Raw genomic sequence first — 17,045 nt, forward strand, 5'->3', positions numbered from 1 at the left:
AAATATGAAAAAAATCGCCATTTTTTTGCTCGCAGCGCTCTCTGTTGGTTGCAGTCGTGAGTTTGTCGAGAGCTTATATGATGTCAATTATGAGCCGACTAACCGCTTTGCTAACAATCTAGCTGAGTTGCCTGGGCAGTTCGAGAAGGATACTCGCGCACTGGACGCCCTAATCAGTAGCTTTTCCGGCAATATTGAAAAGCGCTGGGGCAGTAATGAAATTAAGGTTGCAGGCAAAAGTAACTACGTCAAATATATCGATAACTACTTGAGTCGCGCCGAAGTTAACTTTGATCGTGGCACGATAATCATTGAGACAGTATCTCCAACAGATCCGGAAGCACATCTGAAAAATGCCATTGTCACGACGCTTTTGACCCCGGACGATCCAGCCAATGTCGACCTTTTCTCATCACGTGACATTCGACTCGAAGGACAACCATTCCTATACCAGCAGGTTGTTGACCAAGATGGAAAATCCATTCAATGGTCTTGGCGAGCCAACCGTTTTGCCGACTACCTTGTCGCCAACAAAATGAAGACCAAGAGTGTTGATTACAAGAAAGCCCACTATGTAGAAATTCCGATGGTGGAGAACCAGGTAGAGATCCGCAGCTACAAATACGCCGACATCGTGCGTCAAGCATCGAAAAAATACGATATCCCTGAAGATCTAATCTACGCCATCATCAAGACAGAAAGTAGCTTTAACCCTTATGCAGTAAGCTGGGCAAATGCCTATGGCTTGATGCAAGTTGTGCCAAAAACCGCAGGCCGTGATGTATTTAAGCTAGTAAAGAATAAGCCGGGTGAGCCGTCACCTGAATACCTATTCGACCCTGTGAAGAACATTGATACCGGTACCGCTTACTTTTATATCTTGAAAAATCGTTACCTAAAGTCGGTCAATCATCCACTCTCTCTTGAGTACAGCATGATCTCGGCTTACAACGGTGGCACGGGTGGCGTGCTCAATACATTTGACAAAAATAGCCGCTCAAACGCGATGACTCGCTTAAATTCGTTACAGCCGAACCAAGTTTATTGGGCGCTAACCAATAAACACAACAATGCAGAAGCGCGTCGTTACCTAGAAAAAGTGACAAATTTCAAAAAGGAATTTAACGCGGGTAAAAACATTTAGCGACATTTGATTAAAAAAGCAGCCAACGCAGCACTTTTTCCTAATTATTGAAAAAAGTGGTTGACGTAAAGGCTTAAAATCCGTTTAATAGCGCTCCGTTGCCCGGATAGCTCAGTCGGTAGAGCAGAGGATTGAAAATCCTCGTGTCGGTGGTTCGATTCCGCCTCCGGGCACCACAATTTAAAATTGTTGGTGCATTGCACTAACAATTGGTTAAAAGAATACAGTGTGCCGACTTAGCTCAGTAGGTAGAGCAACTGACTTGTAATCAGTAGGTCACCAGTTCGACTCCGGTAGTCGGCACCATTCTTTTGCCTCGATAGCTCAGTTGGTAGAGCAGCGGATTGAAAATCCGCGTGTCGGTGGTTCGACTCCGCCTCGAGGCACCATTATTTGGTGTTAAGATTAAACGCTTAACCAAGTAATTCCCCCTTAGTTCAGTTGGTAGAACGGCGGACTGTTAATCCGTATGTCGCAGGTTCGAGTCCCGCAGGGGGAGCCATTTACAATTGAAATGATTTTTGTCGTTTCATATAGAGTGAAGAGATTATCTCTTCAAACAAAGATTTAGTGTGCCGACTTAGCTCAGTAGGTAGAGCAACTGACTTGTAATCAGTAGGTCACCAGTTCGATTCCGGTAGTCGGCACCATTTCTTTGCCTCGATAGCTCAGTTGGTAGAGCAGCGGATTGAAAATCCGCGTGTCGGTGGTTCGACTCCGCCTCGAGGCACCATTATTTGGTGTTAAGATTAAATGCTTAACCAAGTAATTCCCCCTTAGTTCAGTTGGTAGAACGGCGGACTGTTAATCCGTATGTCGCAGGTTCGAGTCCCGCAGGGGGAGCCATTTTTAAAGCCCTAGTCTTCGGACTGGGGCTTTTTCGTTTCTACCTTCTACCTTCTACCTTCTACCTTCTACCTTCTACCTTCTACCTTCTACCAAATTATCCATCAAATCACTCAAGACCAACCCAACAATTCACCACCCAAATAACAAACCACTTAATATCCTACCAACCTCAAATTCACACTCTTTACATCTAGATAAAACTTATTTTGTGTCGTAAATTTACATTCGGTAATTCCTATGACTTCTTTATGGTTCCCTCGACCTCAAGAAGCAGAAACAACACATACTCCACCCCCAAAAATACAAACTAGCGGCAGCAGACATCAACCGTGCACGCTATTGGTAGTAAAATAATGAAACTAAAAACTCAAACTTATCTCCTTTCGGGAGCTATTTTATTTGCACTCATCGCGGTTACTTTAACCGGACTTTTCACTTTGCGTATGGCTAGCAATCAAGACAATGCCACTCGCGTAACAGAACTCTTTCGCAGCACTTACTCAACGCTGGTCGAAATAGAAAAGATGGCACGTCGTGGTGACATGAGCGAACAAGAAGCCAAGCAGTTCGCGACACAAATACTTCGCTCTAATGTCTACAATGACAGTGAGTATGTGTATATCGCAGATGAAGACATGCAGTTTATCGCCGCGCCTTTAGACCCTGAGTTGCATGGCACGAGTTTTCATGACTTCAAGGACGGTAACGGGCGCAGTGTTGCGGATATCCTGTTGCGTGCCATTCATTCAACATCCAGTGGTATTGCTGAATACGAATGGACACAGCGACAACCTGACGGCTCTGTAGAAGTGAAGCACTCTATCGCTCAACGAACGCCAGATTGGGGATGGGTAGTCGGCACTGGCATCGGGTTTGATGAGGTTAATGCTCGCTTTTGGGAAACCGCGCGCTGGACACTCTCACTTTCTCTTGTGATTGCCGCAATTATCTCTGCGATTTTTGTTCTCGCGATTCGTCGCACACTGAACCTACTCGGTGGTGAGCCGGATGATGTGCGTCAAGCCGTGCAGGCAGTAGCCAAAGGTGACATTCAGGCCTCATTTGATGAAATAGCGCCCAAGGGAAGTATCTATGAATCCGTTCAACATATGAGTGTTTCACTTGCTGGGCTTGTCTCCAACTTAGAAACATCAATGCATGCCCTACGCGATGAGTTAGGAAATGTTGAGAACCGCTCTGCAAGCCTCGCACAGCTAACGGATACTCAACAGCAATCTACGGCAATGATCGCCACAGCCATGACTGAGATGGCCTCATCGGCGAACAACGTAGCGGATTCCGCAAGTGAAACGGCCCACAATACTGACGAAGCAGACAAGCAGAGTCGAGCAACTCAAGCACTCATTCATAATACCGTCGATAATATTGAAGGCCTTGCCTCTCAGCTCGGCGCAGCCAGTCAAGCGGTTGCAGAGCTTGATAACAACGTTAACGATATCGTGAAGGTTCTTGATGTTATCGGTGATATTGCTGAACAAACTAATTTATTGGCCCTTAACGCGGCTATTGAAGCTGCCCGAGCGGGTGAGCAAGGTCGAGGCTTTGCTGTGGTTGCAGACGAGGTACGTAACCTAGCAGGGCGCACTCAAGATAGCACCAAAGAGATCCAACTGATGATCAACAACCTTCAAGAGGGCTCGCGCAATGCGATCGGTACGATGGATATCTGTGCTGAAACGAGCCAAAGCACTGTCACCGTCTCACAGAATGCATCTGAAGCTCTACAACAAGTCGTTAGCGCTTTAGAAAATATCACCGGTATGAGCCACCAGATTGCAACCGCAGCCGCAGAGCAGACCCAAGTGAGCGATGATATTTCACAGCGAATCAATATGATTGAAGACAGTGGCAATGAGCTCAACAGCGTAGTTTCAAATACTTATAACAGCACACAAACGCTAGCGGCTCTCGCTAACGAGCTAGAAAACTGGGTAGCAAAATTCAACGTACAAAAATAGCAGTTAGGTATTGAGCCAAAAGTAACCTTAAAAGCACGCTTAAATGCGTGCTTTTTTGATCCTTTAATTCGATTTGAGTGTATTTTAAACAGACCATAAGCCTTTAAAGCGCAGTCTCTAGTGATTTTAAATAGTAAAAATGGCTACCCAAGTATAGAAAATCATCAAACGGTATTTTTTTTGCATTTTTGTATTGACCTAAAACTCGAAAAACCGTTTAATACACCCCGTCGCCCGGATAGCTCAGTCGGTAGAGCAGAGGATTGAAAATCCTCGTGTCGGTGGTTCGATTCCGCCTCCGGGCACCACAATTTCTTAATTGTTGGTGCTTTGCACGAACAGTTAGTAAAAGAATATAGTGTGCCGACTTAGCTCAGTAGGTAGAGCAACTGACTTGTAATCAGTAGGTCACCAGTTCGACTCCGGTAGTCGGCACCATTCTTTGTTCCCCCTTAGTTCAGTTGGTAGAACGGCGGACTGTTAATCCGTATGTCGCAGGTTCGAGTCCCGCAGGGGGAGCCATATACAATTGAAATGATAACTATCGTTTCATAAAAATGAAGAGTTACATCTTCAACTAAAGATTTAGTGTGCCGACTTAGCTCAGTAGGTAGAGCAACTGACTTGTAATCAGTAGGTCACCAGTTCGACTCCGGTAGTCGGCACCATTCTTTATTCCCCCTTAGTTCAGTTGGTAGAACGGCGGACTGTTAATCCGTATGTCGCAGGTTCGAGTCCCGCAGGGGGAGCCATATTGAAGAAACCGTATCCTTGGATGCGGTTTTTTTTCGTCTTGAATCTGTAAATACTACTACCTACCTTGAAGCTTACCTCCCTTCAACTTTCAACCTCCAACCTTCATTATTTCTAAACCACAGGCAAAAAAAAGCAGAAGCACCAGCGTACTTCTGCTCATCAAATCTATCGCTAGCTGAGGTTAAGCTTTCGCTTCAATGCCTTCTGCTTTGTTGCGCTGCGCAACTTCTTCATTTAGCGCTTCTAGCTTATTTTTCATCTCAGTGCGGCATATTTCAGCCAACTGACGAACATCGCCCTTCTCGTAGCCCTCTGAGCTGATTGGAGGCAACATTTCAACAATAACATGACCATTATTCCAACGGTTAAGCTTGATGCCATCCGTTGAGCTACACACTATTGGAATGATCGGTAACTCTGCACCAATCGCAGCATGAAAGGCCCCTGTCTTGAAAGGCAATAAGCCGCGACCGCGAGAGCGAGTACCCTCTGGGAACATCCAAACCGATACATCGCTGCCTTTCATCTTATTGATGACCTGATCAATCGTGCCTACCGCTTTAGAGCGGTTAGCGCGGTCAATAAGAATGTTGCCGCTCAGCCAGTATAGCGGACCAAGCAATGGCATCCAGGCAATACTCTTCTTACCCACCGTGACAACTTTCGGCGTTACCGCTGAAGATACAGTAAACATATCCCAGTTGTTCTGGTGGTTAGCAACATAGATGTGCTGACCGCGTGAGTAGGCATCTTCAGGGATACGTAGCTCCAACTTGAAGCCGAAAAACGGGGCCATTTTGTGAAACAAACGACCAACTTTAAATACATTTTTGGGATTACGTGGGCTCAACAAACAGTAACCACACCCAAAAATAAACATGACCACTGCAAACACTGCAACAGCGAAAATACGAAATAGTGCGACCATTACTCTCTCCAGGCACAACACGAAGAAGCCGAAACTAGGTTTCGGCTTCATACATAAAACTTAAGCGTTATCGCCTTGGTTGCCACTCTGGGCGACACGGGTGATATTAGCACCTAGTGCAGATAGCTTATCTTCAATTTTTTCATAGCCACGGTCGATATGGTAGATACGATCAACGAAGGTCTCACCTTGTGCGATACAACCTGCAATCACCAAGCTAGCAGACGCGCGCAGATCGGTCGCCATCACTTGAGCGCCACTCAGGCTCTCAACATCGCCACAAACAACTGTGTTGCCTTCAATCTCCGCTTTTGCGCCCATACGCATCAGCTCAGGTACATGCATAAAGCGATTCTCAAAAATGTTTTCAGTGATGATGCCACCACCTTTTGCCATCATGTTCAACAAAGTGAACTGAGCTTGCATATCCGTTGGGAAGCCTGGGTGTGGTGCAGTGCGAATACTAACTGCTTTTAGTTCACGCCCCGTCATATCAACACTAATCCAGTCAGAGCCCGTCTCAACGTTAGCACCAGCCTCTTCCAACTTAGCCAAAACCGCCTCTAGAAGATGAGCGTGTGTGTTGCGACATACCACTTTGCCACCCGACACGGCAGCGGCCACAAGGAAAGTACCTGTTTCAATACGATCAGGAACAACAGAGTGTTTACCGCCACCAAGGCGCTCAACACCTTCGATAGTGATGGTGTCTGTACCCGCACCGGTTACCTTCGCGCCCAAAGCGTTAAGGAACTCAGCTGTATCAACAATCTCAGGCTCACGAGCCGCATTGTCTAATACCGTTGTACCCTCAGCGAGTGTTGCTGCACACATAACGGTAATCGTCGCGCCTACACTCACTTTATCCATCACAACATGCGCGCCTTTTAGGCGACCATCAACACTGGCCTTCACATAGCCGTCTTCTAAAACGATTTTTGCGCCTAGCTGCTCAAGGCCAAAGATGTGCAGGTCAACCGGACGCGCACCGATAGCACAGCCGCCCGGTAGTGAAACCTGACCATGACCAAAACGAGCCACTAGTGGACCAAGTGCCCAGATAGACGCACGCATCGTTTTTACTAAGTCGTACGGCGCACAGTATTCATTGATGCCACTCGCATCAACATGAACTGAACCATTACGCTTCACTTTCGCACCTAAACGCGAAAGCAGTTCCATCGTAGTGTCGATGTCACGTAGCTTAGGCACATTAGCGACTTCAACAGGCTCTTCCGCAAGAATGGAAGCAAATAAAATAGGCAGCGCAGCATTCTTTGCGCCAGAAATGGTCACTTCACCACTTAGTGGTTTATCAGACCCAATAACTCGAAACTTTTCCATTGTAAACCTTATAGTGACATCAACTTCTTATCACGCGCCCACTCTGCAGGAGTGAAAGCCTTGATAGAAACAGCATGAATGTCATTGCGTTGGATATATTCCATAAGAGGTCCGTAGATCAGTTGCTGCTTTTTGACACGGCTCATGCCATCAAAGCAAGTATCAACAGCGATAACTTCGTAATGGCTCCCCTCGCCTTTTACATGCACTTCCTCTAATTGCAACGCGTCTGTTAACAGCTGCTGTACTTTTGCACTATCCACAATTCACCTCTAAATCTAATTCTGTATATGTTTCGCGAGCAGTTTGTCTACATTGCTCAAGCGAAAGAGTGTACCCAATTCTTTAGGCACAAAAGAGAGCATTATATGGCAATTTTCCGTTTTTGCATGCTCAATTAAGTGGATTAACATCACCATCCCGGCCGAATCCACTCGCTTTACCCCACTTAGGTCAATGGAACAGGTATTTTGAGACGGTTTCCACACCTCTAACGACTGCCAAAGACTAGGGACAGTGTGTCTATCTAGCTTGCCCTCAAAGCGAATGACATCACCTTCAAGTGATACGATTCCCACATCACTTCTCCACTTTCTTGATAGGGAGTTTCGCCTGTCTTGCTAGCTCCTCAGTGACTGCAGGCAATCCTTGGCGGCGAACTTCACCTAACCATTCTGACTGCTTGCTCGACAGCAGGCTAACCCCTTCTGCGATAATATCGAAAGCTGCCCAATCTCCGTTTTTCTCTTTGCGCAGCTTAAATTCAAGCTGAATATTTGGGTTAGGCGCATCTAATATCGTCACTTTTACCCCAGTAATTCTCTCTGAGTCTGTAAGCGTTGGCGGCGCACCAAATTGAACCTTTTGTTGGCTATATTGGGTAAGAACCTGAGCGTAAGACGCCACCATGTAATCTTTGAACGCTTCAATAAACGCCAATACATCCTCTCTAGAGTTCTTTTTCACCTCTGAACCAAGGAGCTTCAAAGCGCTGTAGCGATAATTTACATAGGGCAACAACTCCTCTTCCACAATGACTTTTAAATGGTTCGGATCATTTTCAATTTGAGCCTGATCTTGACGTAGACGCTCAAACGATTGATCAGCTACAATCACAATCATTTGATATGGGTCTTTACGGTCAACCTCTTGGGCCCAAACCCCAAAGCTCGACATGCAAACTAAAACCGCCGCTAGTAATACTCTCATCTCCCCTCCTCGCTATGACTCGTCGCCACCGACCCGATAGATCATCTGCCCGATCAAGTCTTCAAGCACCAAGGCTGATTTTGTATCTTCGATAAGATCGCCATCCCCCAGCATCTCTTCATCATCAAACACAAAACCAGGCACTAAACTCAAATACTGCTCACCAATCAACCCTGATGTCAGCACCTTGACACTTGAGGTATCAGGAAACTGGTCATATCGACTATCAATCGCCATTGTGACCAATGGTGTAAGATTGCTAGGGTCAAGCTCTATTGAAGTAATGCGTCCTATCACCACTCCGCCCACTTTGACCGGCGCCCTGACCTTTAAGCTACCAATATTGTCAAACTTTGCCTTTAGGGCGTAAGTATCAGACCTTCCGATACTCTTTACGTCAGCAATTTGAAAAATTAACACCAATATTGCTACAACGGCGGCGATAACAAAGCATCCCACTGCAAACTCTGTTTTTCTTGTATTTCTCATAACATCAATTACCAAACATTAAGGCCGTCAATACAAAGTCTAGTCCGAGAACCAATAAAGAGGCATTTACCACCGTTTTGGTTGTCGCTTGGCTTATCCCTTCAGAGGTCGGAATACAATCATATCCGTTGAACAGTGCAATCCATGTTACGGCAAAGGCGAACACCACAGATTTAATCAAACCATTACCAATGTCATAACTTAGCTGAACTGAAGATTGCATGGCCGCCCAAAAGCTCCCCCGGTCAATCCCCTTCCAGTCGACACCAACCACTTCACCACCCCATATCCCAACAACGATAAAGATAGCAGCCAACATAGGCATCACGATTACGCCAGCCCAAAAACGGGGGGCTATCACGCGCCTTAAAGGATCAACCGCCATCATTTCCATACTAGAAAGCTGCTCGGTGGCCTTCATTAAGCCAATTTCAGCAGTTAGCGCGGAGCCTGCCCGCCCAGCAAAAAGCAGCGCGGTGACGACAGGGCCTAGTTCACGTAGCAGTGAAAGAGCGACCATCTGCCCAAGGTTGGTTTCTGCGCCGTAATCCACCAGCACAACATAGCCTTGCAGGCTGAGAACCATACCGATAAACGCACCAGAGACCACAATGATGGCAAGCGATTGGACGCCTAATGCATAACACTGTTTAACGACGAGTGGACAGCTCTTGTTAAACTGCGGCTTAGCAATGAGCACCTGCAACAACATCATCATTGAACGCCCCAACGTTTGAATCGTTTGTATGGCGCTACGACCGAGTTTTTCAATCGACATTTGTAAGGTACGACTCATGAAAACAATCCTTGTTCGATCGGCGGAGCCGGGTAAGCAAAAGGAACAGGACCATCAGCGGCACCATCCAAAAACTGCCTTACCTTTGCATCTGTACTCTTAGTCAAGGCTTGGGGTGAGCCTTGCGCTATGATTTTGCTATCCGCCAAAATGTAAGCGTAGTCTGCTATTTCAAAGACTTCCGGTACATCATGCGACACTACGATACTGGTTAAGCCTAGCGTTCGATTTAGCTTAGCGATCAGCTCTACGAGTACACCTTTGGTCATTGGGTCTTGACCAACAAACGGCTCGTCATACATCACTATCTCGGGGTCGAGGGCAATCGCACGAGCAAGAGCTACCCGCCGAGCCATACCGCCAGAAAGCTCGCTCGGCATCAGCTCTGCCGCCCCTCGTAACCCAACGGCTTCAAGCTTGAGCAGCACGAGAGTACGGATTAGGGCGCTATCAAGCTGGGTGTGTTCGCGAATAGGAAACGCGACATTGTCGAAGACCGACAAGTCGGTAAACAACGCACCTGACTGAAACAGCATCCCCATTTTTCCACGCAACTCATACAGAGATCGTCGGCTCAATGCCGATAGATTTTGCCCCTCTATGATGACACTGCCACTGTCGGGCGTGAGCTGCCCACCAATCAGCTTGAGTAACGTGGTTTTGCCAATACCCGATGGCCCAAGTATGGCGGTTATTTTGCCTCGCTCGATATTTAAGTTGAGCTTATCGAAGATAACCCGCTCACCACGGCAAAAGGTCATATCCTCAATAGATATATAGGATTTGTCATTCATCGTCGGCTTGCTACTCCCTGCCTTGCCCGCCCCTATTTGAAGCATAAACCCTTTTTTTGCATTTAGCCTATCGACTATTCAATGATTTACATAACCTGACTGAATCATAAATTTATTGACTCGGTTGCTTCACTTTTGCCCGACAAACGGTCAAAATTAGACGCTATCACTTTAAAAATTAGGGAACATCATGATTGAAGCAGTTGCTTTCCTTGTCCTCGGACTAATATTTCTAGTCTGGAGTGCGGACAAGCTAGTCTTCGGCGCAGCCGCATTAGCTAGAAACGTGGGGATATCACCACTGGTCATCGGTATGACGATCTTAGCAATGGGCTCCTCTGCTCCTGAAATGATGGTTTCCGCCACAGCGGCCCTAGAAGGGAAAACTGATACCGCCGTGGGAAATGTCATCGGTTCGAATATCGCGAACATCGCTCTAATCCTGGGCATTACCGCGATGATTAAGCCTCTATCGATTAGCTCTGGCGTTCTCAAACGAGAGCTGCCACTAATGATTGTTGTTACCCTAATCTGTGGTGCATTGGTGTGGGATGGCTACCTAGGCTTCCACGAGGGGATCCTACTTGTTGTACTATTTGCCCTCTTCATTCTTGCGATGCTTTACATTAGTAAAAAAGAGCAATCAAACGGTGATGCTCTGCTCGAAGAACAAGAGTCTGAAGTACCTGAAGGGGTGAGTAACGGTAAAGCAGCCATGTGGGTGGTCATCGGCCTGATTATCCTACCGCTTGCCGCAGATACACTCGTCAACAGCGCCGTCACGATCGCCACTTACTTTGGCATGAGCGATCTTGTGATTGGTCTGACAATCATTGCGGTCGGTACAAGCCTACCAGAGCTTGCTGCCTCTTTGGCTGGCGTGATGAAAGGCGAAGACGACATGGCGGTGGGTAACATCATCGGTTCAAATGTCTTCAACATTCTTGCGGTTATGGGTATCCCAGGGCTGTTAAACCCTTCGATGGTCAGCGAGCTTGTCATGGGTCGCGATTACTGGGTAATGCTTGCTGTAAGCCTACTTCTCGTCGTTATGGCACTGGGGAAATCACGCAGTATTAATCGCACTGAGGGGGTGATTCTATTCTCACTCTTTATCGGCTACCAAGCCTACCTAATCATGAACATGACAGCCTAATTGGTAACGCACACTATGTCTCAATTTGACTATAAATCAGTGGCGAACAACGTCATTGATATTGAACTTCAAGCTATCGAACACCTCAAGCAGTACATCAATGATGACTTTACTGCAGCATGTGAAATGATCCTATCTTGCCAAGGCAAGGTTGTGGTTATGGGTATGGGTAAATCAGGCCATATCGGCAACAAAATTGCCGCTAGCTTCGCCAGCACGGGCACTTCATCATTCTTTGTTCACCCAGGTGAAGCCGCACATGGTGATTTAGGTATGATTGAGTCAGGCGACATTGTTCTGGCTATTTCTAACTCTGGTGAGTCGAGTGAAATCCTTGCTCTGTTCCCTGTATTGAAAAGACTCAACAATCAAATAATCAGCATGACAGGTAAGCCAAACTCGACCATGGCAACACTGTCTGATGTGCATCTGCAAATCACTGTACCTCAAGAGGCTTGCCCTCTCGGCTTGGCTCCAACCTCAAGCACAACTGCAACGCTAGTGCTCGGTGACGCTCTAGCTGTAGCCCTACTTGAAGCTCGTGGATTTACTGCGCAAGATTTCGCTCTCTCGCACCCTGGTGGTGCTTTAGGGAGAAAACTTCTGCTCAAGTTGTCTGATATCATGCACAGTGGTGACAAACTCCCTAAAGTGAGTGCGGATACTCTAATCCGTGACGCGCTGTTAGAGATCACTCAAAAAGGCCTGGGCATGACGGCCGTCGTGGATGAGCACAATCGCCTGACCGGTATCTTTACCGATGGCGACTTGCGCCGCATCCTCGACAAACGTATCGATATTCACACCACCAAGATTGGTGAAGTCATGATCGCCAACCCAACATCCGTATCGCCAGAGCTGCTGGCTGCTGAAGGGGTCAACATCATGCAAGCGAAATCGATTAACGGTTTGCTATTATGTAATGACGAAGGTGAGCTTGTTGGCGCACTCAATATGCTTGATATGCTGCGCGCAGGAGTAATGTAATGACCACTCAAGTAGAAACTCTCTATGGCCCTGTCTCTAACGACATTATTGCGATTGCTAAAAATATTAAGCTGCTGATCTGTGATGTCGATGGCGTGTTTTCTGATGGTTTGGTCTATATGGGAAACAACGGTGAAGAGCTAAAAACGTTTCACACTCGTGACGGCTACGGCGTCAAATCCCTCATGAGTGCAGGCGTTGAAATCGCGATTATCACTGGCCGCCAATCTCTAATTGTTGAAAACCGTATGTCTGCTCTTGGCATAAAACTCATCTACCAAGGTCAAGACGATAAAATCAAAGCATACCAAGATATCTGCAGCAAACTTGATATTGCTCCAGAGCACACAGGCTACATTGGTGACGACCTCATCGACTGGCCAGTCATGGATAAAGTGGCGCTGAAAGTATGTGTGGCGGATGGCCACCCGTTGCTGGTTCAGCGCGCAAATTACGTCACGAAGATCAAAGGAGGTCACGGCGCTGTCCGCGAAGTGAGCGATCTTATTCTGCAAGCAAAGGGAGAGCTCGAACAGCATAAAGGATTGAGCATATGACCTTATCTCGAGCAGCGCATATACTGCTGGTGATGATCACTCTCTTTTGTGGCTACTATTTGCTGCAAAAGGAAGAAGGCTATGATATCCAAGTCTCTCCTGACGAGGAGCTGCCGCTGTTTAGTGGCACCAATATGTCGAACACTGCGTATACCACCGATGGCGTGCGCAACTATGAAATCACATCCACTCACCTAGAATATTACGCCAAAAGTGGTGATACCGTTTTTGAGAGCCCTGTATTGCGCATCTACAAAGATGGTCAGGTACTTGAGTGGGAAATTAGTGCTCGCCGAGCCAAGCTAGATGAAGACCAAGTTTTGGTATTGTATGACAAGGTGATTGCAAAGAACTTGCTACCCACCTCTAGCTTTGACACTATGGCGACAGAAAAACTGAATATTCAGCTAGATAAGCGGGATTTTTGGGCTGATCAAACTGTCAGACTCAATGGACCTCAATTTGTTACGCGAGGTCACGCAATGAAGGGTAACTTCAAAGATAACACCGCGACTCTCTATGAACATGTGCAAGGTAGATATGAAATTCTCACACCTTAGTCTTATGGCTTGCTTGATGGTATCGACACCCGCTCTTGCGCTTTCGACAGACAGCGAGCAACCAATCTATATCGACTCTGACAGCCAGCAGCTCGATATGCAAAGTAACAAAGTCACCTTCGCCGGTGATGTAAAGCTTAAGCAAGGCAGCATCAATATTAATGCTGACAAAATTGTTGTAATGCGTGACCCTGCCGATGGTGCGATCAAAGAGATTGAAGCCTACGGTAAACTGACCACGTTCTCTCAGCTCACCGATGATGGCAACACGCTTTACGGTGAAGCGGAAGAGCTCTATTACAACATGCGCACTGACGAACTCACCATGCTCAAGCGTGCCATGCTGTCTCAAGACGGCAGCCAAATCAGTGGTGACAAAATTCGCTACAAAATTTCAGAGCAAAAACTGGTTGCTGATGGTGCACAAACCGGTGGTCGAGTATCAACCGTACTTCAGCCACCAGCGAAGAGCGAATAATCAATGGCTGTATTAAAAGCAGAGCATTTAGCAAAAAGCTACAAAACTCGAAAAGTCGTTTCAGACGTGAGCTTGCAAGTAGAATCTGGGCAGATCGTTGGTCTGCTCGGCCCTAACGGTGCGGGCAAAACAACCTCGTTTTATATGATTGTCGGCCTAGTCGCGCGTGATGAGGGTAAGATCTCCATCGACGACCAAGACATCAGTATTTTACCGATGCATAGCCGTTCACGAATGGGAATTGGCTACTTGCCTCAAGAGGCGTCTATTTTCCGCAAGCTGTCGGTTGAAGACAATATCATGGCGGTTTTAGAAACGCGCGATGAGCTTTCTCGAGAAGAGAAGCAGGACCGTCTAGAAGACCTTCTAGAAGAGTTCCATATTCAACACATCAGAAAAAGTGCGGGGATGGCACTCTCTGGTGGTGAGCGCCGCAGGGTTGAAATTGCGCGTGCTTTGGCTGCAAATCCTCAGTTTATTCTGCTCGATGAGCCGTTTGCTGGTGTCGACCCAATCTCAGTTATCGACATAAAGAAAATCATTGAGCACTTAAAAGAGCGCGGCCTCGGTGTTTTGATCACCGATCACAACGTGCGCGAAACGCTCGATGTATGTGAAAAAGCCTACATTGTAAGTCAGGGACGTTTAATTGCCGAAGGTACACCGGATCAGGTACTTAACAACGCTGAGGTAAAACAAGTTTATCTCGGTGAGCAATTCCGTCTATGATTACAAGGAAGGAAGATAAAAATTACAATAAGGTGAGCACGACTGAATGAAACCTTCATTACAACTCAAGCTAGGTCAACAATTAGCAATGACGCCACAACTGCAGCAAGCGATACGCCTACTGCAATTGTCGACGCTCGATCTACAGCAAGAAATTCAAGAAGCTTTGGACTCAAACCCTCTCCTAGAAGTTGAAGAGGGAGGCTCTGACGACTCTCCGGAAAGCAATTCTGCAGACAACTCAGAGACCAAAAGCAGCAATGAAGAGAGCGAAGCGACTGCTGAAATTGCCGAGACTGAGATGAAGGACAGCTCTGACCTTATCGAAAAATCTGAAATCAGCAATGACCTCGAAATAGACACCACATGGGAAGATGTCTATAGCGCCAATACCGGCAACACCGGGATTGCACTAGATGACGATGCGCCAATTTATCAGGGTGAAACCACCGAATCATTGCAAGACTACCTACTATGGCAACTCGACCTGACGCCATTCTCAGATACCGACCGCTCTATCGCACTGGCCATTATTGAAGCTGTAGACGATTACGGCTATCTGACCCTCTCTACACAAGAGATCCTAGACAGCTTTGATAACGAAGAGATTGAGCTTGATGAAGTCGAAGCGGTGAAAAAGCGCATTCAACGCTTTGACCCACTCGGTGTCGCTTCAGCTAACCTACAAGAGTGTTTGCTGCTGCAACTTTCGGTGCTGCCAGCAGAAACCCCATGGCTGGAAGAAGCCAAGCTAATATTGGCCAATCACGTTGACCAACTAGGCAATCGCGACTACAAGTTGATCATCAAAGAAACCAAGATCAAAGAGCCACAACTACGAGAAGTGTTGGCACTGATTCAGCAGCTTGACCCTCGCCCAGGCAGCCGCATTACTCCGACTCATGCCGAGTATGTTATTCCTGATGTTTCGGTGTACAAAGATCACGGTAAATGGGTCGTTACCATTAACCCAGACAGCGCTCCACGCCTCAAGGTTAACCAGCAATATGCCGGTCTTGCGCGTGGAAATAATGCCGATAGCCAGTACATTCGCAGCAATTTGCAAGAAGCAAAATGGTTAATTAAGAGCCTAGAAAGTAGAAACGAGACGCTGCTCAAAGTTGCCAAATGTATAGTTGAACATCAACGCGATTTCTTTGAGTATGGCGAAGAAGCCATGAAGCCAATGGTGCTTAATGACGTTGCTTTGGCAGTTGATATGCATGAATCCACTATCTCTCGTGTTACGACACAGAAGTATATGCATACCCCTCGTGGCATTTTTGAATTAAAGTATTTCTTCTCCAGTCATGTCAGTACTGACAATGGCGGAGAGTGTTCATCCACTGCAATCCGAGCCCTAATTAAAAAGCTGGTAGCCGCTGAAAATCCAGTTAAGCCGCTTAGTGATAGCAAGATTGCAGCCCTACTCGCTGACCAAGGAATTCAGGTCGCAAGGCGTACGATCGCGAAATATCGTGAATCGCTAGGTATTGCCCCATCGAGTCAGCGGAAACGCCTACTTTAAAGGCCCTAACCGAGAAGGAAAGTCTATGCAAATCAACCTTAATGGCCATCACGTTGATCTAACCGATTCACTGCAAGACTATGTGAACACCAAGTTCGAGAAACTCGAACGGTTCTTTGACCACATAAATAACGTTCATGTGGTTTTACGTGTTGAAAAAACGCGTCAAATCGCAGAAGCTACCCTTCACGTAAATCAAGGGGACATTCACGCGACAGCTGAAGATGAAAGCATGTACGCGGCAATCGATTCCTTGGTCGACAAACTTGTCAGACAACTCAACAAGCATAAAGAAAAGCTAAGTAGCCATTAACAATGCAATTAAGCGAAGTACTCACCTTGGACTGCACGAAAAGTGCAGTCCCATGCACGAGCAAAAAACGTGCTCTTGAACTTATCAGCGAACTTGTTGCTGAACAAACTGGTATCAGCTCAACTGAGCTGTTTGAGTGTATGCTCAGCCGTGAAAAAATGGGCAGTACTGGCATTGGAAATGGTATCGCCATTCCCCATGCTCGTATGCAGTCCACCGATAATGCGGTCGCTGTACTTCTACAGTGCCAAGACCCTATTGAATTCGATGCTATCGACAACCGCCCTGTCGATATTCTGTTTGCACTGCTCGTTCCCGACGCGCAATGTAAAGAACATTTAAAAACTCTGTCATCAATGGCGGAACGTTTGAATGATAAACAGGTATTAAAGCAGCTTCGTAACGCTCAAAACGATCAAGAGCTTTACGACATTATGATCAGTGGTTAA

General features: G+C 46.7%; 19 protein-coding genes and 12 tRNA genes. 23 read left to right on the plus strand and 8 right to left on the minus strand.

What is annotated here, in order from left to right:
- Positions 1-4 precede the first annotated feature (4 nt).
- From mltC to QWZ05_RS11065, 14 genes are all read left to right on the plus strand, one after another.
- Positions 5-1,144, plus strand: a complete 1,140-nt coding sequence (gene mltC, locus QWZ05_RS11000; protein WP_264877690.1) for a membrane-bound lytic murein transglycosylase MltC — start codon at positions 5-7, stop codon at positions 1,142-1,144.
- A 100-nt stretch (positions 1,145-1,244) separates the two neighbouring features.
- Positions 1,245-1,320, plus strand: a tRNA-Phe gene (locus tag QWZ05_RS11005).
- Between the two features lie 54 nt (positions 1,321-1,374).
- Positions 1,375-1,450 (plus strand) — tRNA-Thr (locus QWZ05_RS11010).
- Positions 1,451-1,457: 7 nt separating this feature from the next.
- A tRNA-Phe gene (locus QWZ05_RS11015) sits at positions 1,458-1,533 on the plus strand.
- A gap of 37 nt (positions 1,534-1,570) precedes the next feature.
- A tRNA-Asn gene (locus tag QWZ05_RS11020) sits at positions 1,571-1,646 on the plus strand.
- Between the two features lie 72 nt (positions 1,647-1,718).
- A tRNA-Thr gene (locus QWZ05_RS11025) sits at positions 1,719-1,794 on the plus strand.
- Positions 1,795-1,801: 7 nt separating this feature from the next.
- Positions 1,802-1,877, plus strand: a tRNA-Phe gene (locus QWZ05_RS11030).
- A gap of 37 nt (positions 1,878-1,914) precedes the next feature.
- Positions 1,915-1,990 (plus strand) — tRNA-Asn (locus QWZ05_RS11035).
- A gap of 356 nt (positions 1,991-2,346) precedes the next feature.
- Positions 2,347-3,972 carry a methyl-accepting chemotaxis protein gene (locus QWZ05_RS11040; protein WP_264877689.1) on the plus strand — a complete coding sequence of 542 codons (1,626 nt, stop codon included), beginning with the start codon at positions 2,347-2,349 and terminating at the stop codon, positions 3,970-3,972.
- A gap of 232 nt (positions 3,973-4,204) precedes the next feature.
- Positions 4,205-4,280, plus strand: a tRNA-Phe gene (locus tag QWZ05_RS11045).
- Between the two features lie 54 nt (positions 4,281-4,334).
- Positions 4,335-4,410: transfer RNA gene (locus QWZ05_RS11050), tRNA-Thr, on the plus strand.
- Positions 4,411-4,418: 8 nt separating this feature from the next.
- Positions 4,419-4,494, plus strand: a tRNA-Asn gene (locus tag QWZ05_RS11055).
- A 70-nt stretch (positions 4,495-4,564) separates the two neighbouring features.
- A tRNA-Thr gene (locus QWZ05_RS11060) sits at positions 4,565-4,640 on the plus strand.
- An 8-nt stretch (positions 4,641-4,648) separates the two neighbouring features.
- Positions 4,649-4,724, plus strand: a tRNA-Asn gene (locus tag QWZ05_RS11065).
- 185 nt (positions 4,725-4,909) lie between these two features.
- On the opposite strand, the gene QWZ05_RS11070 is transcribed toward QWZ05_RS11065, so the two are convergent.
- From QWZ05_RS11070 to QWZ05_RS11105, 8 genes are read right to left on the minus strand one after another with little or no spacing between them, the layout of a single operon-like run.
- Positions 4,910-5,656: a 1-acylglycerol-3-phosphate O-acyltransferase gene (locus QWZ05_RS11070; protein WP_264877688.1), complete on the minus strand. Its 747-nt coding sequence runs from the start codon at positions 5,654-5,656 to the stop codon at positions 4,910-4,912.
- Positions 5,657-5,716: 60 nt separating this feature from the next.
- Entirely contained in the window at positions 5,717-7,000 is a 1,284-nt protein-coding gene (gene murA, locus QWZ05_RS11075) for a UDP-N-acetylglucosamine 1-carboxyvinyltransferase (RefSeq protein WP_289962186.1), read from the minus strand.
- 8 nt (positions 7,001-7,008) lie between these two features.
- The gene (gene ibaG, locus QWZ05_RS11080) at positions 7,009-7,263 is read right to left on the minus strand and encodes a BolA family iron metabolism protein IbaG (protein ID WP_264877686.1); all 255 of its coding nucleotides are present in this window, start codon (positions 7,261-7,263) and stop codon (positions 7,009-7,011) included.
- 15 nt (positions 7,264-7,278) lie between these two features.
- Positions 7,279-7,578, minus strand: a complete 300-nt coding sequence (locus QWZ05_RS11085; protein ID WP_290298403.1) for an STAS domain-containing protein — start codon at positions 7,576-7,578, stop codon at positions 7,279-7,281.
- Position 7,579: 1 nt separating this feature from the next.
- On the minus strand, positions 7,580-8,209 hold the full coding sequence (locus QWZ05_RS11090) for an ABC transporter substrate-binding protein (RefSeq protein WP_290298405.1): 630 nt from the start codon (positions 8,207-8,209) through the stop codon (positions 7,580-7,582).
- 12 nt (positions 8,210-8,221) lie between these two features.
- Positions 8,222-8,698: an outer membrane lipid asymmetry maintenance protein MlaD gene (gene mlaD, locus QWZ05_RS11095; RefSeq protein WP_264877682.1), complete on the minus strand. Its 477-nt coding sequence runs from the start codon at positions 8,696-8,698 to the stop codon at positions 8,222-8,224.
- Positions 8,699-8,702: 4 nt separating this feature from the next.
- Positions 8,703-9,476 carry a lipid asymmetry maintenance ABC transporter permease subunit MlaE gene (mlaE, locus tag QWZ05_RS11100; RefSeq protein ID WP_373875582.1) on the minus strand — a complete coding sequence of 258 codons (774 nt, stop codon included), beginning with the start codon at positions 9,474-9,476 and terminating at the stop codon, positions 8,703-8,705.
- Positions 9,477-9,490: 14 nt separating this feature from the next.
- Entirely contained in the window at positions 9,491-10,288 is a 798-nt protein-coding gene (locus tag QWZ05_RS11105; protein ID WP_264877680.1) for an ATP-binding cassette domain-containing protein, read from the minus strand.
- 190 nt (positions 10,289-10,478) lie between these two features.
- On the opposite strand from QWZ05_RS11105, the gene QWZ05_RS11110 reads away from it, so the two are divergent.
- From QWZ05_RS11110 to ptsN, 9 genes are read left to right on the plus strand one after another with little or no spacing between them, the layout of a single operon-like run.
- Entirely contained in the window at positions 10,479-11,444 is a 966-nt protein-coding gene (locus QWZ05_RS11110) for a calcium/sodium antiporter (protein ID WP_264877679.1), read from the plus strand.
- 15 nt (positions 11,445-11,459) lie between these two features.
- Positions 11,460-12,431, plus strand: a complete 972-nt coding sequence (locus tag QWZ05_RS11115; protein WP_264877678.1) for a KpsF/GutQ family sugar-phosphate isomerase — start codon at positions 11,460-11,462, stop codon at positions 12,429-12,431.
- Positions 12,431-12,988 carry a 3-deoxy-manno-octulosonate-8-phosphatase KdsC gene (kdsC, locus tag QWZ05_RS11120; protein WP_264877677.1) on the plus strand — a complete coding sequence of 186 codons (558 nt, stop codon included), beginning with the start codon at positions 12,431-12,433 and terminating at the stop codon, positions 12,986-12,988. The genes QWZ05_RS11115 and kdsC overlap by 1 nt, the downstream gene beginning before the upstream one ends.
- Positions 12,985-13,548, plus strand: coding sequence for an LPS export ABC transporter periplasmic protein LptC (gene lptC / locus QWZ05_RS11125; protein ID WP_290298410.1), 564 nt, complete (start codon positions 12,985-12,987; stop codon positions 13,546-13,548). The genes kdsC and lptC overlap by 4 nt, the downstream gene beginning before the upstream one ends.
- On the plus strand, positions 13,529-14,026 hold the full coding sequence (gene lptA, locus QWZ05_RS11130) for a lipopolysaccharide transport periplasmic protein LptA (RefSeq protein ID WP_264877675.1): 498 nt from the start codon (positions 13,529-13,531) through the stop codon (positions 14,024-14,026). The genes lptC and lptA overlap by 20 nt, the downstream gene beginning before the upstream one ends.
- Before the next feature lie 3 nt (positions 14,027-14,029).
- Complete coding sequence (gene lptB, locus QWZ05_RS11135; protein WP_264877674.1) at positions 14,030-14,755, plus strand: LPS export ABC transporter ATP-binding protein; 726 nt, start codon at positions 14,030-14,032, stop codon at positions 14,753-14,755.
- Between the two features lie 46 nt (positions 14,756-14,801).
- Complete coding sequence (locus tag QWZ05_RS11140) at positions 14,802-16,283, plus strand: RNA polymerase factor sigma-54 (protein ID WP_264877673.1); 1,482 nt, start codon at positions 14,802-14,804, stop codon at positions 16,281-16,283.
- A gap of 25 nt (positions 16,284-16,308) precedes the next feature.
- Positions 16,309-16,596 carry a ribosome hibernation promoting factor gene (gene hpf, locus QWZ05_RS11145; RefSeq protein WP_290298414.1) on the plus strand — a complete coding sequence of 96 codons (288 nt, stop codon included), beginning with the start codon at positions 16,309-16,311 and terminating at the stop codon, positions 16,594-16,596.
- Positions 16,597-16,598: 2 nt separating this feature from the next.
- Positions 16,599-17,045, plus strand: coding sequence for a PTS IIA-like nitrogen regulatory protein PtsN (gene ptsN, locus QWZ05_RS11150; RefSeq protein WP_264877671.1), 447 nt, complete (start codon positions 16,599-16,601; stop codon positions 17,043-17,045).

This window comes from Vibrio agarivorans, from assembly GCF_030409635.1.
Lineage (GTDB): Bacteria > Pseudomonadota > Gammaproteobacteria > Enterobacterales > Vibrionaceae > Vibrio > Vibrio agarivorans.

What these genes read in the sequence shown, in the direction of transcription:
- mltC (WP_264877690.1), top strand. Translation starts at nt 5, where the DNA reads ATGAAAAAAATCGCCATTTTTTTGCTCGCAGCGCTCTCTGTTGGTTGC.
- QWZ05_RS11070 (WP_264877688.1), bottom strand. Translation starts at nt 5,656, where the DNA reads ATGGTCGCACTATTTCGTATTTTCGCTGTTGCAGTGTTTGCAGTGGTC.
- QWZ05_RS11140 (WP_264877673.1), top strand. Translation starts at nt 14,802, where the DNA reads ATGAAACCTTCATTACAACTCAAGCTAGGTCAACAATTAGCAATGACG.
- murA (WP_289962186.1), bottom strand. Translation starts at nt 7,000, where the DNA reads ATGGAAAAGTTTCGAGTTATTGGGTCTGATAAACCACTAAGTGGTGAA.
- kdsC (WP_264877677.1), top strand. Translation starts at nt 12,431, where the DNA reads ATGACCACTCAAGTAGAAACTCTCTATGGCCCTGTCTCTAACGACATT.
- lptA (WP_264877675.1), top strand. Translation starts at nt 13,529, where the DNA reads ATGAAATTCTCACACCTTAGTCTTATGGCTTGCTTGATGGTATCGACA.
- lptB (WP_264877674.1), top strand. Translation starts at nt 14,030, where the DNA reads ATGGCTGTATTAAAAGCAGAGCATTTAGCAAAAAGCTACAAAACTCGA.
- mlaD (WP_264877682.1), bottom strand. Translation starts at nt 8,698, where the DNA reads ATGAGAAATACAAGAAAAACAGAGTTTGCAGTGGGATGCTTTGTTATC.
- QWZ05_RS11040 (WP_264877689.1), top strand. Translation starts at nt 2,347, where the DNA reads ATGAAACTAAAAACTCAAACTTATCTCCTTTCGGGAGCTATTTTATTT.
- ptsN (WP_264877671.1), top strand. Translation starts at nt 16,599, where the DNA reads ATGCAATTAAGCGAAGTACTCACCTTGGACTGCACGAAAAGTGCAGTC.
- hpf (WP_290298414.1), top strand. Translation starts at nt 16,309, where the DNA reads ATGCAAATCAACCTTAATGGCCATCACGTTGATCTAACCGATTCACTG.
- QWZ05_RS11090 (WP_290298405.1), bottom strand. Translation starts at nt 8,209, where the DNA reads ATGAGAGTATTACTAGCGGCGGTTTTAGTTTGCATGTCGAGCTTTGGG.
- mlaE (WP_373875582.1), bottom strand. Translation starts at nt 9,476, where the DNA reads ATGTCGATTGAAAAACTCGGTCGTAGCGCCATACAAACGATTCAAACG.
- QWZ05_RS11115 (WP_264877678.1), top strand. Translation starts at nt 11,460, where the DNA reads ATGTCTCAATTTGACTATAAATCAGTGGCGAACAACGTCATTGATATT.
- lptC (WP_290298410.1), top strand. Translation starts at nt 12,985, where the DNA reads ATGACCTTATCTCGAGCAGCGCATATACTGCTGGTGATGATCACTCTC.
- QWZ05_RS11110 (WP_264877679.1), top strand. Translation starts at nt 10,479, where the DNA reads ATGATTGAAGCAGTTGCTTTCCTTGTCCTCGGACTAATATTTCTAGTC.
- QWZ05_RS11105 (WP_264877680.1), bottom strand. Translation starts at nt 10,288, where the DNA reads ATGAATGACAAATCCTATATATCTATTGAGGATATGACCTTTTGCCGT.